Annotated in this window: 12 protein-coding genes; 10 read left to right on the forward strand and 2 right to left on the reverse strand. The window is 69.3% G+C overall.

The window, feature by feature from the left end; genetic code table 11:
* Positions 1-59 precede the first annotated feature (59 nt).
* Both KY501_RS04110 and KY501_RS04115 read left to right on the forward strand, forming a co-directional pair.
* On the forward strand, positions 60-1,079 hold the full coding sequence (locus tag KY501_RS04110; protein ID WP_224361192.1) for an AraC family transcriptional regulator: 1,020 nt from the start codon (positions 60-62) through the stop codon (positions 1,077-1,079).
* A gap of 101 nt (positions 1,080-1,180) precedes the next feature.
* Entirely contained in the window at positions 1,181-1,672 is a 492-nt protein-coding gene (locus KY501_RS04115; RefSeq protein ID WP_224361193.1) for an Mpo1 family 2-hydroxy fatty acid dioxygenase, read from the forward strand.
* A gap of 27 nt (positions 1,673-1,699) precedes the next feature.
* Here the strand turns inward: KY501_RS04115 and KY501_RS04120 are convergent, their stop codons facing one another.
* On the reverse strand, positions 1,700-3,025 hold the full coding sequence (locus KY501_RS04120; protein ID WP_224361194.1) for an adenylate/guanylate cyclase domain-containing protein: 1,326 nt from the start codon (positions 3,023-3,025) through the stop codon (positions 1,700-1,702).
* 129 nt (positions 3,026-3,154) lie between these two features.
* Here KY501_RS04120 and KY501_RS04125 point away from each other — a divergent pair, with 129 nt between their 5' ends.
* From KY501_RS04125 to KY501_RS04140, 4 genes are all read left to right on the forward strand, one after another.
* The gene (locus KY501_RS04125) at positions 3,155-3,889 is read left to right on the forward strand and encodes a 16S rRNA (uracil(1498)-N(3))-methyltransferase (protein ID WP_224361195.1); all 735 of its coding nucleotides are present in this window, start codon (positions 3,155-3,157) and stop codon (positions 3,887-3,889) included.
* 112 nt (positions 3,890-4,001) lie between these two features.
* Positions 4,002-4,268 (forward strand): GlsB/YeaQ/YmgE family stress response membrane protein, encoded by a 267-nt coding sequence (locus KY501_RS04130; protein WP_224361196.1) that lies wholly within the window; start codon positions 4,002-4,004, stop codon positions 4,266-4,268.
* Positions 4,269-4,434: 166 nt separating this feature from the next.
* Entirely contained in the window at positions 4,435-5,667 is a 1,233-nt protein-coding gene (locus KY501_RS04135; protein WP_224361197.1) for an RDD family protein, read from the forward strand.
* Positions 5,668-5,719: 52 nt separating this feature from the next.
* Complete coding sequence (locus tag KY501_RS04140) at positions 5,720-8,584, forward strand: GspE/PulE/PilB domain-containing protein (protein WP_224361198.1); 2,865 nt, start codon at positions 5,720-5,722, stop codon at positions 8,582-8,584.
* Here KY501_RS04140 and KY501_RS04145 read toward each other — a convergent pair.
* The gene (locus tag KY501_RS04145) at positions 8,485-9,846 is read right to left on the reverse strand and encodes a sensor histidine kinase (protein ID WP_224361199.1); all 1,362 of its coding nucleotides are present in this window, start codon (positions 9,844-9,846) and stop codon (positions 8,485-8,487) included. The genes KY501_RS04140 and KY501_RS04145 overlap by 100 nt on opposite strands.
* Before the next feature lie 234 nt (positions 9,847-10,080).
* Here KY501_RS04145 and KY501_RS04150 point away from each other — a divergent pair, with 234 nt between their 5' ends.
* The 4 genes from KY501_RS04150 to KY501_RS04165 all read left to right on the forward strand — a co-directional run bounded on the left by KY501_RS04150 (position 10,081) and on the right by KY501_RS04165 (position 14,786).
* Positions 10,081-10,893 (forward strand): siderophore-interacting protein, encoded by an 813-nt coding sequence (locus KY501_RS04150; protein ID WP_224361200.1) that lies wholly within the window; start codon positions 10,081-10,083, stop codon positions 10,891-10,893.
* Between the two features lie 41 nt (positions 10,894-10,934).
* Complete coding sequence (locus KY501_RS04155) at positions 10,935-11,255, forward strand: hypothetical protein (RefSeq protein WP_224361201.1); 321 nt, start codon at positions 10,935-10,937, stop codon at positions 11,253-11,255.
* Entirely contained in the window at positions 11,248-11,811 is a 564-nt protein-coding gene (locus tag KY501_RS04160) for a hypothetical protein (RefSeq protein ID WP_224361202.1), read from the forward strand. The genes KY501_RS04155 and KY501_RS04160 overlap by 8 nt, the downstream gene beginning before the upstream one ends.
* A gap of 215 nt (positions 11,812-12,026) precedes the next feature.
* On the forward strand, positions 12,027-14,786 hold the full coding sequence (locus KY501_RS04165; protein WP_224361203.1) for a valine--tRNA ligase: 2,760 nt from the start codon (positions 12,027-12,029) through the stop codon (positions 14,784-14,786).
* Positions 14,787-14,803: the final 17 nt, after the last annotated feature.

A 14,803-nucleotide genomic window follows, 5' to 3' on the forward strand; every position in this document is an offset into this window, starting at 1 on the left:
ACCCCACCGGTTGGGCCTCTTCTCGGAACACGCTAGCGTCTGAACCTCGCTTGGTGCCGATGATTCCCCAGAGCGGTGGACAACCCTCCCAGGACGTGCGGACCCAACTCGTGGGCCCGTTCCTCGCCTGGCTGCGGGCGCATGGCCAGGACCCGGCAGCGCTCGTTCGGGACTTCCAGCTCCCTCCCGATGCCGAATCCTCCCCGGAGATCTCCCTCCCGCTCTCCACCCTCCGCGCCTTCCTCGATGCCGCGGAGCAGCAATCGGGAGATGCGTTCATCGGGCTCCATGCCGCCCAGGCCTTCAAGCGCGGCACCTATGGCCTCGTCGAGTACATCGCCCGGGCCGCCCCCACCCTCCGAGACACCTTCCGCCGCCTCGCGCGGTACATGGCGCTCCTCAATGACCGGATGGTCGCCTCCTTCCATGAGGACGCCACCACCGGCACCTTCACCTATGGCGTTCCGGGCGAGCCCCTCTCCTATGGCCGCCATGCCAACGAGTTCGGCCTCGCCCTCTTCGTCCACGTGGGACGCCAGCTCGCCGGGCAACCGTGGAACCCGCTCGCCGTCACCTTCGCCCATCCGGCTCCGCCTGACTGCGCCCCCCTCACCGCCCACTTCGGCCTCGCCCCCTCCTTCGGCAGTGGGATGAACGTCCTCACCCTCGCCTCCTCCACCCTGGACCTGCCTGTCGTTTCCGCTGATCCTGTCCTGCTCTCCGTCCTCGAGCGTGCCGCCGGCACCCCTCCCACCCGAGAGCCCGCGCCGCCCGAGTTCGTCCTCCGCGTCCACGAGGCCATCCGCGGCTCACTCCGAGACGGACCTCCCAAGATGGAGACCGTCGCGAAGCAGCTTCATGTCAGCGCTCGCACCCTCCAGCGCCGCCTCGCCGAACACCACACCACCTTCCAGGATGTCGCTGACGCGGTGCGTAGCGAGCTGGCCCGCCAGTACCTGAGAGACCCGCACCTGGGCATCAGCGAGGTGGCCTTCCGCCTCGGCTACTCGGACCTCAGCACCTTCGATCGCGCCTTCAAGCGCTGGACCGGGATGACCCCTCGCGAGTTCCGCGGCTGAGCGCCCTGGCGCCATCCATCAGGAAATTGGCGCGTGCGGCCAGGAAATCCTCCCAGGAGTCCCCTACCTTTACAGTAGCGCCCCTTCCGAGGACTCCCGCCATGCTCAATCCCCGCACCCTGGCCCTCTTCGACGAATACGCCTCCTCGCACCAACACCCCACCAACCGCCTCACCCACAAGATCGCCATCCCCGTCATCGTCCTGCACGTCGTCGCGATGCTCGACTGGGTGAAGCTGGTGGCCGTTCCCTTCCTCCCCGGCGGCGTCCTCACCCTGGGCCTCATCGCCTGGGCGCTCGCCACCCTGTGGTACCTGCGAGCCGACGTGAAGCTGGGACTCATCGTCTCCGTGGGCATGGCGCTCTGCTTCCCGATCGGCCGCATGCTCCCTGTCTGGGCCGTCATCGCCATCGCCGTGGGCGGGTGGCTCATCCAACTGGCCGGCCACACCCTCTGGGAGAAGAAGTCTCCGTCCTTCCTCACCAACCTCGTCCACGCGCTCGTCGGGCCCCTGTTCTTCGTCGCCCTCCTCACCGGCGACTACTCCATCAAGCCCACGCAGCTCAGCGCCTCCTCTCCCTCGCGCGCCTGAGCCGCACGGCCTGCGAGGCTCCCCGGCTCAGGTGCCCGTCCGGGCCTCGGGGAGCACCGCCATCGGGGCCGCATCCCGCCCCTTCAGCGAGTAGAGCACCACCGCCTCCTGGCGGCCCTTCACCCGCTCCTCGCCCATGAGCTCTCCCTGGAAGCGCGCGCCTCCGCGCCTCCAGGTGCTCTCGCTCACCAGGATGTCCACCCCCAGCACCTTCGTCAGCCCCTCCACCCGCGAGGCCACGTTCACCGCGTCGCCGATGATCGTGTACTCGTGCTGCTGCGCTCCCCCCAGCATCCCCGCCGCCACGATCCCCGTGTGCAGCCCGATGCCGATGCGCAGCGGCGGCTCGCCCTGCTGCTCGCGCCACGCGTTGAGCTCCACCAGCTTCGCTCGCATGTCCAGCGCCGCTCGCATGGCCTGCTCGGCGTGATCCTCGGTGTGCTCCGGCACGCCCCAGCACGCCAGCATCCCGTCCCCCAGGAACTTGTTCACCATGCCCTCTCGCGCCATCACGATCTGCGTCATGTGCCCGAAGTAGTCGTCCAGCAGCTTGAGCACCTGCTGCGGCGGCAGCGTCTCGCTCAGCGTGGTGAAGTCGCGGATGTCGCTGAAGAGGATCGTCACCTCGCGCTGCACCGGCATCAGGGACGTCTCGCCCTGCTTCACGAGCCGCTGCGCCACCTGCGGCGGCAGGAAGCGCGTGAGGTTGTCCAGACCGCGCAGCTCCAGGAACATGCCGTGCATCTGCCGGTTCGTCCACGCCAGCAGCAGCCCCAGCGCGATGTAGCTGCCCAGCACGAAGCTCACCCGCCCGGCGGAGTGGTTCCCCGTGGCCCACGCGAGCAACACATACCCCGCCGAGGCGAGCACCGTGGACAGCAGCACGTGCAGCGCGCTGTAGCGAAGCACCGAGAACGTCAGCATCACCGCGCTGCACGCGGCGAACATGGCCCCGTCGAACCCGCCATCGAGCTTGTATGTGCGCCACGTGAGCGCCACCAGGAAGCCGTGATCCATCAGCGCCGTGGGGATGGGCATCCACCGAGCGCGCCAGACGCTGGGCTTCTGGCGGAACAGGACGATGCAGCTGATGATCGCCATGAGGACGTACACGCGCCCCATCCAGGCCAGGCGAGGATCGCGGATGACTTCCTCCCCGAACAGGCGAGCGATCTTCGCCTGGCTCAGCGCCAACAGGCCGATCATGATCAGCCGCACCACGGAGACGGCTCGCTCCCCCTGGAGCGCTCCCTTGGCGATCACCCCCTGCTGATTGGCTCGCCCCGCCATGGCGAACCGGGCCACGGTCGTGTCGAGGCCGGGCCTCCGCGTCGTCCAGATGCGATGGATCATCGTCTCTTTCCCAGGATGGCGCGCAGGCCCATAGCACAGCGGCCACCCAAGCGGAGACGCTGGTGAGAGCGATGGCTTCCTGCTGAACTCGGGCTCCAGCCAACCGTCCCGACCGGAAGGAACCCTCGCGTGGTCCGCCTCTTCGCCCCAGTCCCGGAGACTCCTCCCACCGAGGTGGTGCTCACGGGAGATCGCCGCCACTACCTCCTCCACGTCCTGCGGCTCGCGGAGGGCGCCTCGCTCGAGGTGTTCGACGGCACGGGCCGCGCCTTCGATGCGCGCGTGGTGAGCGTGGACACGCACGAGGTCCGCCTCTCGCTGGGGCCTGCCCGAAGCGCCCCTCCTCGCCGCGCGGTGAGCGTGCTGCAAGGACTGCCCAAGGGCGACAAGCTCGAGTGGGTGCTCCAGAAGGGCACCGAGCTGGGCGCCGCCGCCTTCTACCCCGTGGCCACCGTGCGCAGCGTGGTGAAGCTGGAGCCCCGCCGCGCCGAGGAGCGCACCGCGCGCTGGACGAAGATCGTCGAGGAGGCCGCGCGCCAATGCCGGCGCAACGACGTGCCCCAGGTGCACACGCCCCGTCCCCTGCTGGAGGCCGCACGCGCGCTCACGCCGGGCACGGCGCTGCTGGTGCTGGACGAGGAGGAGACCGCGGTACCTCTCGGAGAGGCCTTCCGCGCCTGCGCGCCCGGAGCTCCCGTGGCACTCGTGGTGGGCCCCGAGGGAGGGCTCGCGCGCGAGGAGGTGGCCGCGCTCAGGGCGCTGGGCGCTCGCGGCGTCAGCCTGGGCTCTCTCATCCTCCGCACGGAGACCGCGGCGCTGGCCGCACTCTCCGTCATGGCCCACCTGGACGGAGAACTCGGGTAGCAGCCAGGAGAGCAGGCGCTCGCCCCGTACCGGCTGCCACCCTCACGTCGCCATTCCTACGTTTCCTGCGTCCGGGGCCACCTCAGGCTCCTCATCACAGGAGAACCTTTCCATGGGTATCATTGCCTTCATCATCATCGGTCTCATCGCCGGCCTCATTGCGCGCGCCATCCTCCCGGGTCGTCAGAGCATGGGGCTGCTGGCCACCACCCTGCTGGGTATGGTCGGCTCTCTCGTCGGCGGCCTCATCGGTTCGCTCTTCGTGCGTGACGGGCGCCTTTTCGATGTGCACCCGACCGGTATCCTGATGTCCGTAGTGGGCTCCATCGTCGTGCTCCTGCTGGTGGGAGCCGCGGGCCGGCGCCGCATCCACGCCTGAGTGTGAGGTACCCCACACGTCCTGTGCCGAACGAACGAGGCGGTGGAGGGGGGTGAGCCCCTGACGGTTCCTCAACCAAGGAACCGGCGGGGGTTCGCGCTTTTCTTGCTCCAGACGCGGGGACGTCCTTTCATGTAGCACCTGCCGTTGCTGCCTGGAGGAACCGTTGTCCAAGTGCATGAAGTGCGGAGCTGCCCTGCCGCCCGTGGGCGAGTGCCCTGCCTGCGCCGCTGCCGCCGCCGCGGAGACCCTGCCGGGTGCCCCCCCGGCCGTGCCCGGCCTGCTCAACCAGGACATCCACATCGACCGGCGGCGCACCCCGGAGCGCACCCCGGCCGTCTCCGAGCCCACCGTTCCCAGCTTCGCGGATCTGGCGAGCGGCCCGGCCGCCCCTCCCGGGATGATGCCCGCGCGGCGCCCCACGCCTCCGCCCCAGCCTGCAGTCCCGCTGGCCGCGCCTCGGACCCAGACGCCGCCCATGGGCACGCAGGCCCCCACCATCCCGCCTCCTGGCGCCGCGCCTCTGGCCCAGCCTCTCCCGGTGCCGCCGCCGCCGCGGAGCGCGGTGCCAGCCCCCGGGGGAGATCCCGAGGAGACCGCTCCGGGATATCCGCCCTTCGCCGCCCCGCCGCCTACGGCCATGGCCAGCCCGGCACAGCGCCCGGGGCTGCCCGTGCCTCCCACGGCACCACCCTCCCACCCCGTGGCGCCCGAGCCCGGTACCCACTCGCGGCCGCACCCCGTCGAGGTGGTGACGTTCTCCCCTCCGGCCAGGGTGTCCATCCCGACTTCTCCGGCGCTGCTCCCCTCGGATGAGCACCTGACGCCGCGGCTCCCGATGCCCATTCCGCCCCCGCTTTCATCCGCGCCCGCGCAGGTGCGGACCGGGGTCAGCAACGCCGCTCGGCCGGAGCCGGGGGTCCAGGAGATCCACGCGCGCCCGGCCTCGCTCTGGCGCCGCCTGCTGTCCTTCAGCATCGACACCGCCGCCATCGTCGGCGTGGCCACGCTCTACATCACCCTGGCCTCGTCCGTCGCGGGCGTGAAGGCCCCCTCGTCCCAGGGGTTGACCGCTCTGGACTCGATCGCGGCGTGGATGCACGCGCTCAAGGCCGTGCTGCTGCCCGGCGCCATCCTGCTGGTGGTGCTGGCCGCCGTGTATTGTGCCGTCGCGGCATTCCTGTGGAATGGACGGACGCTCGGCCGGCTGTTGCTGGGGCTGCGGCTCGTGGACACCCACGGCGTGGCTCCCGCGCCTACACGTGCCATCATCCGGGCCATGCTGTCCGTCGTCTCCTTCGGACTGTTCCTCGGGGGCTTCTGGATGGCGCTGTTCGACCGGCGCGGCCAGACGCTTCATGACAAGCTGACCTCCACCTTCGTCATTCAACCCAGCTGATCCACACTGTCATTGTGCCTTGCGGCCGTGGCCGTAAGATGCCGCGGCTCTCATGCCAGCCCGACTCGCCCAGCTCCTGGTTGCGCGCGGTCTCCTCCCCCAGGAGACGGTGGATGCCGCTTTGCGCCAGCAACAGACGCGGGGCGGGCTGATCGACACCGCTCTGCTGGAAACAGGGAGGATCCCCGAGCCCGAGCTGCTCTCGCTGCTGGGCGAGGCCTCCGGCTTCAAGCCGGTGAACCTGGCGGACTTCGAGCCCAACGCCGAGGTCGCCACCTTCATCCCCCCGAAGATCGCCGAGCGGCTGTGCGTGGTGCCCCTGTCGCTGGACGGGAACACGCTGCATGTGGCCTGCGGCTTCCCGGTACCGCGCAAGGAGCTGGACGAGGTGGGCTTCCTCCTCGGCAAGCCCCTGGAGCTGTGGGTGGCCATCGAGGCCCGCGTCCGCGAGTGGATCTCCGCCGTCTACAAGCAGCCCCTGACCGAGCGCTTCTCGAGCCTCATCGCCGCCCTTCATGGCCGGCCCACGCCTGCGGCTGCAGCTTCGGCTCCAGCCCCTGCCGCCGCTGCTCCCTCAGGCCCCCCGCCGCCTCCCCCCGAGGCCATGGAGGAGGAGGGCTCGCTCACTCCCGCCATGGTGGAGCGGCTGGCGCGCTCGGTGGCGTCCGAGCCCGTGCCGCTGGAGACGAAGAAGAACGAGGGAGCCCCGTCCGCGGCCCCCCCGCCTCCGCCTCCAGCCGCCGCGCAGCAGCCCTCGGCCCCTGCGGCCAGCTCGGTCCCGCCGCCGGCCTACACGCGCGCTCCGCTGCGCCTCAACATGCCGGCCGGTGCACCCACTGCTGCCGCGCCCCAGCAGCCCCAGGCGCCTCAGCAGGCGCAGGCGCCTCAGCAGCCCGCAGCCGCTGCTCGGCCTGCGGCCCAGCCTCCGCCCGCAGCGCCCCCAGCCGCCCCGGTTCCTCCTCCGGCCTATACGCGAGAGCCGCTGCGCCTGAACATGCAGGCCGGTCAGGCCCCGGCACCGCAGCGCCCCGCGGCTCCGCCCGCGCAGCCCACGCCTCCCCCTCAACGCTCCTCCGCGCCCGCGCCGGGCTTCACGCCCTCTCCCGCGCCCGTCATCCCCAAGGAGCCGCAGTTCCTCGTCTTCAGCAATCCCACGCCAGCCGTCCCTCCCGCGCGCCGGCCGTCGACGCAGCCTGAATTCCCGCTGCCCACCCCCGCCACGCCCGCGCCCGCGCCCACGCCCGCTGCTCGCGCCGCGGCCCCGGCTCCCACGGCGGCCCCCGCAGCTCCGGCTCCGAGCGCCGCTCCCATTCCCATCACCTCGCTGGCTCCCGGGGCCCCGCAGCCCCCACCCGCACGGCCTCCCGCGCCGCCTGCGAGCCAGGACGTGCCGGACTGGACGCTGGCCCAGGCTCGCGCCGCGCTGAAGGATGCGACCCGGGACCGCGATCGCCTCATCGATGTGGCCCTGCGCTTCGGCCGCCGCACGTTCGATTATGTGTCGGCCTTCGCCGTCCTCCGCGGCTCCGCGGGAGGCTGGGAGGCACGTGGCGATGGCGTGACGGGTGAGCAGCTCTCCCAGGTGTCGATCCCGCTCGATGCCAGCAGCGTCTTCCGCACGGTCGCCGTCACCCGTGGCAGCTACGCCGGGCCGCTCCCGCCGGATGCGCTCAGCAAGCACTACGTGGAGCTCTTCGGCCGCCAGGCGCCTCGCGCCATCTTCCTCTATCCGGTGGAGGTGCGCGGCCGGCTCGTGGCGCTGGTGTACGGAGACTGCGGCCAGAAGCCCATCAGCCAGCGGCGCCTGTCCGACTTCATCCTTTTCTGCCAGGACCTGCCGAGCGCCTTCCAGGAGCTCATCCTCTTCCGCAAGCAGCGCATCACCGATCTGCGCCCCACGGAGCCTCCCGAGGCGACTCCGACGTTCGGCACGGCGGTGCCCTCTCCCGCGGCCGCGGCGGGCCTGGGCTGGAGCCCGTTCTTCGGCCGCGCCAGTGGCTCGCTGGGTCGCGCCGCGACGATGCCTCCCGCGGTGATGAGCGAGGAGCGTCCGCCTCCGGACTTCGCGCCGCTGATCAAGCGCCTCACCGGCCCGGATGCCGCCCAGCGCGCCAGCGCGATGGCGGAGCTGACCCGCACCCCGGAGGCCAGCGCGCGCGTGCTCGCCACGAACTTCCCGGGCCCCACGGCCTGGAGCCGCCTGCCCGTGGTGGATCTGCCCGAAGCCGATGAGCTGGGCCCCATCCCCGCCGCCCTGTCGCGGCTCGGCCGGCCCGCGGCGCAGATGCTGGCGCCCTTGCTGGACTCGGGAGACGCAGACACGCGCTACTTCGCGCTGCTCACCGCCGGCAACCTGCCCTATGTGGAGCTGGTGGACGGCGTGCTGCGCGGACTGTTCGACCTGGAGCCGGACATCTCCAGCGCCGCGCGCGCGACGGCCTCGGCGCTCAAGCACCTGCCCCGCTTCGACGCGGCGATGAGAGACTTGCGCCAGGAACTGGCCAACCGGGATCCGCTGCGGCGCTCGCTGGCGGCACGCGCCCTGGGCGCGCTGCACGATCGCGACGCCATCGAGGGCCTGATCAACCTCACGGGCAGCGACGACGAGATGTGCGCCCAGGCCGCCGCCGAGGCGCTGCGAGAAATCACCCGCGCCACCTTTGGCCTGCAGCCGCGCCAGTGGACGGCGTGGTGGGCGGAGAACCGCACGCGTCGCCGCGCGGACTGGCTGGTGGCGGCGCTGCGGCACAAGGAGCTGGACGTGCGCCTGGCGGCCATCGAGGAGCTCAGCCGCGCGCTCAATGACACCCTGGGCTACTACGCGGATGCACCCGAGGCCGAGCGCGAAGCCGCCGTGCGCCGCTGGGAATCCGCCGCCGTGGATCCGGCCAGGGCCCGCAGGCTCGGCGCGCTCTGAGCCGGGCTGCTCGGGCGGGTCGGCAGCAGGATGCACAGCCGAGCCCCGCCCTCCTCCCGGTTCGCCGCCGTCAGCGTGCCGCCGAACTGCTCCACGTACTCCCGAGACAGCATCAGGCCGATCCCCGTCCCCTTCTCCGGGCCCTTCGTGGTGAAGAAGGGCTCGAACAGGCGTGACAGCACCTCCTCCGGGAACCCAGGCCCCGTGTCCTCGATGAGGAGTTGCACGAATTCTCCCTCCGCGCGAGCCAGGACCCGGATCTCTCCGTCCCCGCGAGAGTGCCCTTCCAGCGCATCGCCCGCATTCACCAGGAGATTGAGGATGACCTGCGCCAGCCGCCGGCGCACGACATGGACTTCAGGCAGCTCCGAGGGCACCTCCACCTGCAACCTCGCCACGTGCTTGAGCCGCACCGAGGCCAGCCGGGCAGCATCCTGCACCACCTCCGCGAGCACGCATCGCGAGGGCTCTTCCGTCTCGTCCATGTGCGAGAAGTTTCGGAGATCGGAGGCGATCTGCCGGATGCGCTCCACGCCGGCGTTCACATCCCGAAGCGCCTCGGACAGCTCCGCCCTGGAGCCTCCCGCCGCGAGCAGCACTTCCCGCTCGAGGAAGACCAGGTTCGAGCGCACATAGGCAATGGGGTTGTTCAGCTCGTGCGCCACGCTCGCCGCCAGCCGGCCGATGGTCGCCAGCTTCTCGGACTGGGCCCGTCGGCGCTCGCTCTCGGCCAGCTTCTCGAGCGCCTCACGCCGCGAACGCTCCAGCAGCGCCTCGTTCTCCGCGGATCGCACCTTGCGAAACTGCAGGCCCCCGTGCATCCCGAAGAACATCAAGACGACCATCACCAAGGACCACAGGAAGGCCGCGAGCAGGGACTCCCCGGCAGCAAGCATCATCGACCCGCCGCCCAGCGCGCTGACGATTCCGCACGTCAGGCCGGCCCCGAACGTCTCGGTGGATGCCATGGCGACGATGAGCGGCAGCGCGGGGAAGAAGGAGAAGTACCCGCTCCGAGTCCCGCCCCCGAAGGCCACCAGGCCCAGATAACAGAGCGCGGCCACCACGCCGTAACTCGCACTGATCAGCCTCGCCTGAAGGGGGCGCGCGCGCCTCATCCCCAGCGCCGTCAGCACCATGGACAACGCCCAGATCACCCGTACCCCCAGCATCTCCCAGCTGGCATGCCCCAGGGCCAGCCAGTCCACGCCATAGAGGAGGACGACCATCACCGCGAACAGCGCCAACGTCCGCTGACGCAACCGTTCGCTCGCCGATGATGGAAGTCCCGAACTCATCGAAGAGAAGAGTGGGGATAGTCATCTTTCTCCGCAATCACGGACTATTTCCGAGTCGTTGAGAGAACAACTCTCGCGGAGGAAATCTGGCAAGGGTTTCGCGAAGGACAGACGCCCCACCCCTTCGGCCAGGGCCTCACGCAGTCCGTCCTTCCCTCTTGCATCGTGATTCTGAGAACGATAGTCAATCTCGAAAAGATGGCACAGACAGAACGAGAGCTGCGTCGAGTCCCGCTCCCCCTCCAGTTCCGGCTCCTCGAGGTACTGCGCGTCACCCGGCTGAGCCCAGAGATGATCCGGGTAACGCTGGGTGGCCCGGAGCTGCAGGGCTTCCAGAGCCCTTCGGCCGATGATCACGTGCGGGTGTTCTTCCCCACGCCCGGAGAGCGCAAGCCGCTCATGCCCTCGGTGGGTCCGCGCGGGCTGGTGTTCCCGGAGGGCAAGCCTCGTCCTGTCTCCCGCGACTACACGCCGCGGCGCCATGACGCGGCCCGAGGCGAGCTGGACCTCGACTTCGTGCTGCATGGCACCGGCCCGGCGTCGACGTGGGCGACGCAGGCCAAGCCGGGAGATCTGCTCGGCGTGGGAGGCCCGCGAAGCTCGGTGCTCATCCCGCATGACTTCGACTGGTACCTGATGGTGGGCGACTCCACCGCGCTGCCGGCCATTGGCCGCTGGATGGAGGAACTCCCCGCCGGGGCACGCGCCATCGCGCTCATCGAGGTCGCGAACGCCGACGAGGAGCAGCAGTTCAACACGCGAGCCCAGGCACAGGTCATCTGGCTGCACCGCAACGGCGCGGAGGCCGGCTCCACCCCATTGCTGGAGGACGCCCTCCGGAACCTGCAGTTCCCACCGGGAGACTTCTTCACCTGGCTGGCGGGCGAGGCCAACACGCTCCGCACGCTGCGTGAGTACCTGGTCGAGGAGCGCAAGGTGGACAAGAAGTGGCTCAGCGTGAGCGGCTACTGGAAGCGAAACACCGCGGACCACCACGAGCCCCACGACTGAGCGGCGTGAGCAGGGGACCGGGAGTGATACGGTTCCGCTCCATGCCCCGCTGGTTCAACACCGCAGGCCCTTGCCGGCCGGATCACCACTACATGCTTCCGGCCATGAGGCGCCTGCCCGAGGTGCGCCGCCTCATCGACCAGGAGGGGTATTTCGTCGTCCACGCCCCGCGGCAGGTGGGCAGGACGACGGCGCTGCTCTCGCTGGCCCAGGAGCTCACCTCGGAGGGCAGGTATGTCGCTGCGCTCGTCTCGATGGAGGTCGGTGCCGCCTTCCATGACGACATCGGCGCGGCGGAAGCGGCCATCCTCGGGGAGATTCCCCGTCTCCCTGGCGCTGGTGGGACTGCGCGATGTGCGTGACTACAAGGTGGCCACGGAGGATAGAGAGTCACTGGGCACCGCCAGCCCGTTCAACATCAAGGTGCGCTCGCTCACCCTGCGCGACTTCACTGCTGACGAGGTGGTGGAACTCTACTCCCAGCACACCGCGGACACAGGCCAGCGCTTCGAGCCGGAAGCGCTCACCCGGGCCTTCGAACTCACCCAGGGCCAGCCGTGGCTCGTCAACGCCCTGGCGAAAGTGGCTGTCGAGGAAGTCGTCCCCGATACCTCCCAGCCCGTCCGGCGTGCGGACATCGAGCGCGCCAAGGCGATGCTGATCGAGCGCCAGGAGACACACCTGGACAGCCTGACCGAGCGCCTGCGAGAGCCGCGCGTGCGCGCCATCCTCGAGCCCATGCTCGCCGGCACCATTCCGGGGCCACTCCCGCCAGATGATGTGCGCTTCGCCACGGACCTGGGCCTCATCCGGATGAACGAGGCAGGTGCCTTCGAGGTCGCCAACCCCATCTACCGCGAGGTGGTTGTCCGCGAGCTCTCGTTTCCCTCGCGTGCGGCACTGCCTCCCTTCCGCTAACTGAAGGGCTCGCGCAGCTCGACAGGTACCTCGCGGGGCTGAACCTGGACTCTGGCTGGCTGGTGATTTTCGACCAGCGCAAAGGGCTCGGCCCTCTTGCGGTACGGACACGGTCTGAGTCATCAACCTCGCCATCCGGACGCTCGGTGACGGTCATCCGGGCCTGAGGTACGAGCTGCTTGACCGGGGGCCGTGAGTATTGGAAGTCCCCCCTCATGGATAAGAGCTTCGAACCGCAGAGCATCGAATCGAAGTGGTACGCGCGCTGGGAGGCCAGCGGCTGCTTCAAGCCGTCCGGCCAGGGTACGCCCTACACCATCATGCTGCCGCCGCCGAACGTCACCGGCACGCTGCACATGGGCCACGCCTTCCAGCACACGCTGATGGATGCGCTCATCCGCCACAGCCGCATGCTCGGCTTCGACACCTTGTGGCAGGTCGGCACCGACCACGCTGGCATCGCCACCGAGATGGTGGTCTCGCGCAACCTCGCGCTCGAGAACCTCACCCGCGAGGGCCTGGGCCGTGAGAAGTTCATCGAGAAGGTCTGGGAGTGGAAGCAAAGTTCGGGCAACACCATCACCCGGCAGATGCGCCGGCTCGGCACGTCCGGTGACTGGAGCCGCGAGCGCTTCACGATGGACGAAGGCCTGAGCAAGGCCGTCATCGAGACCTTCGTACGCCTGTACGAGGAAGGACTCATCTATCGCGGCCAGCGCCTCGTGAACTGGGATCCCGTGCTCAAGACCGCCATCTCCGACCTGGAGGTGGTCAGCGAGGAGGAGGACGGCAAGCTGTGGTCCATCTCCTACCCGCTGGCGGATGGCAGTGGCTCGCTGGTCGTGGCCACCACGCGACCGGAGACGCTGCTCGGAGACGTCGCCGTGGCCGTGCACCCGGAGGACGAGCGCTACACGCAGTGGGTCGGCAAGAAGGTCAAGCTGCCACTGACCGACCGCGAAATCCCCATCATCGCGGACACCTACGTCGACAAGGACTTCGGCACCGGCTGCGTGAAGATCACCCCGGCGCACGACTTCAATGACTACGCGGTCGGCCAGCGGCACTCGCTGCCGATGATCAACATCTTCACCCCGGAGGCCACTCTCAACGAGAACGCCCCGGAGAAGTATCGCGGGCTCGACCGCTACGTCGCGCGCAAGGCCGTGCTCGCTGACCTCACAGCGGCCGGTCTACTGGTCGAGGAGAAGAAGCACAAGCTCCAGGTGCCTCGCGGTGACCGCACCGGGCAGGTGATCGAGCCCTATCTGACGAGCCAGTGGTTCGTGAAGATGGACTCGCTGGCGAAGCGCGGACTGGAGCTGGTCGAGAATGGCTCCGTCCGCTTCGTTCCGGAGAACTGGGTCAGCACCTACCGGCACTGGATGGGCAACATCCAGGACTGGTGCATCAGCCGGCAGCTCTGGTGGGGACACCGCATCCCCGCGTGGTACGACGCCAGCGGAAAGGCCTACGTCGGCCGCGACGAAGCAGAGATCCGCGCCCGGCATGGACTCGGCGCCGAGGTGGCCCTCACCCGGGACAGCGATGTACTGGAGACCTGGTTCAGCTCGGCGCTGTGGTCGCACGGCACGCTCGGCTGGCCCGACCCGGAGCAGATGAAGAAGTACGGCTTCGATCGATATCTGCCTACCTCGGTGCTGGTGACCGGCTTCGACATCATCTTCTTCTGGGTCGCCCGGATGATCATGATGACCGACCACTTCACCGGGAAGGTCCCGTTCCGAGACGTCTACATCACCGGCCTGGTGCGAGACCACGAAGGCCAGAAGATGTCGAAGGCCAAGGGCAACATCCTGGACCCGATCGACATCATCGACGGCATCACGCTCGACGCGCTGCTCGCCAAGCGCACCAGCGGCCTGATGCAGCCGCAGATGGCTCAGAAGATCGAGAAGGCGACGCGCAAGGAGTTCCCGAACGGCATTTCCGCTCACGGCGCGGATGCGTTGCGCTTCACCTTCGCCTCGCTGGCCACTCACGGCCGAGACATCAAGTTCGATCTCAAGCGCGCCGAGGGCTACAAGGCCTTCTGCAACAAGCTCTGGAACGCCGCCCGCTTCGCGCTGATGAACTGCGAGGGCTTCACCGCCACGGGGAGTCCTTCTCCCAAGACGGATGCCGAGCGCTGGATCCTCTCGCGCCTGACCCGCACCGTCCGGGAGGTCGAGACCCAGTTCGCCGCCTACCGGTTCGATCTCGTCTCACAGGCGCTGTACGAGTTCACCTGGAACGAGTTCTGCGACTGGTTCCTGGAACTGGCCAAGCCTGCGCTCACCGGCGGCGACAGCGAGGCGGCCCAGAGTACACGCCACACGCTGCTGTTCGTGCTGGAGAACACGCTGCGCCTGCTGCACCCGCTGATCCCCTTCATCACCGAGGAGATCTGGCACTCCGTCGCGCCGAAGCTCGGCATCGCTGGCGATTCGATCAGCACTCAGCCCTATCCGGAGCCAAAGCACTTCACCAGCGACTACTCCCAGGCCGAGGCCGACATCGAGTGGCTCAAGGCAGCCGTGTCGCAACTGCGCCGCATCCGGAGCGAGATGAACATCGCGCCGACCCGGCCCGTGCCGTTGCTGCTACAAGGCGGGACCGCCGAGGACCGTGAGCGCACCCAGCGGTTCGAGGCCGGGCTGAAGTTCCTGTCCCGCCTGGAGTCCATCGCATGGCTCGAGGGCGAGGCGCCTGCCTCGGCCACGGGCATCGTCGGCGAGCTGAAGCTGCTGATCCCCCTGGCTGGACTGATCGACCTGTCCGCGGAGAAGGCCCGCCTGGACAAGGAGATCAAGCGCCTGGAGGCAGACATCGCGAAGTGCAACACCAAGCTCGCAAGCGAGACCTTCGTCAACAACGCGCCCGCTGCCGTGGTCGCTCAAGAGCGGCAGCGCCTGTCGGACTGGACCCAGCAGGTGACCGCCCTGCGCGAACAGCACCGCCGGCTCGGCGCCTGAACCCAGGAGGCCGCGCC

This window comes from Hyalangium versicolor (assembly GCF_020103695.1).
Lineage (GTDB): Bacteria > Myxococcota > Myxococcia > Myxococcales > Myxococcaceae > Hyalangium > Hyalangium versicolor.

Excerpts from the sequence above, each read along its gene's own strand:
- KY501_RS04110 (WP_224361192.1), top strand. The coding sequence starts at position 60 with ATGATTCCCCAGAGCGGTGGACAACCCTCCCAGGACGTGCGGACCCAA.
- KY501_RS04115 (WP_224361193.1), top strand. The coding sequence starts at position 1,181 with ATGCTCAATCCCCGCACCCTGGCCCTCTTCGACGAATACGCCTCCTCG.
- KY501_RS04120 (WP_224361194.1), bottom strand. The coding sequence starts at position 3,025 with ATGATCCATCGCATCTGGACGACGCGGAGGCCCGGCCTCGACACGACC.
- KY501_RS04130 (WP_224361196.1), top strand. The coding sequence starts at position 4,002 with ATGGGTATCATTGCCTTCATCATCATCGGTCTCATCGCCGGCCTCATT.
- KY501_RS04140 (WP_224361198.1), top strand. The coding sequence starts at position 5,720 with ATGCCAGCCCGACTCGCCCAGCTCCTGGTTGCGCGCGGTCTCCTCCCC.
- KY501_RS04150 (WP_224361200.1), top strand. The coding sequence starts at position 10,081 with ATGGCACAGACAGAACGAGAGCTGCGTCGAGTCCCGCTCCCCCTCCAG.
- KY501_RS04155 (WP_224361201.1), top strand. The coding sequence starts at position 10,935 with ATGCCCCGCTGGTTCAACACCGCAGGCCCTTGCCGGCCGGATCACCAC.
- KY501_RS04165 (WP_224361203.1), top strand. The coding sequence starts at position 12,027 with ATGGATAAGAGCTTCGAACCGCAGAGCATCGAATCGAAGTGGTACGCG.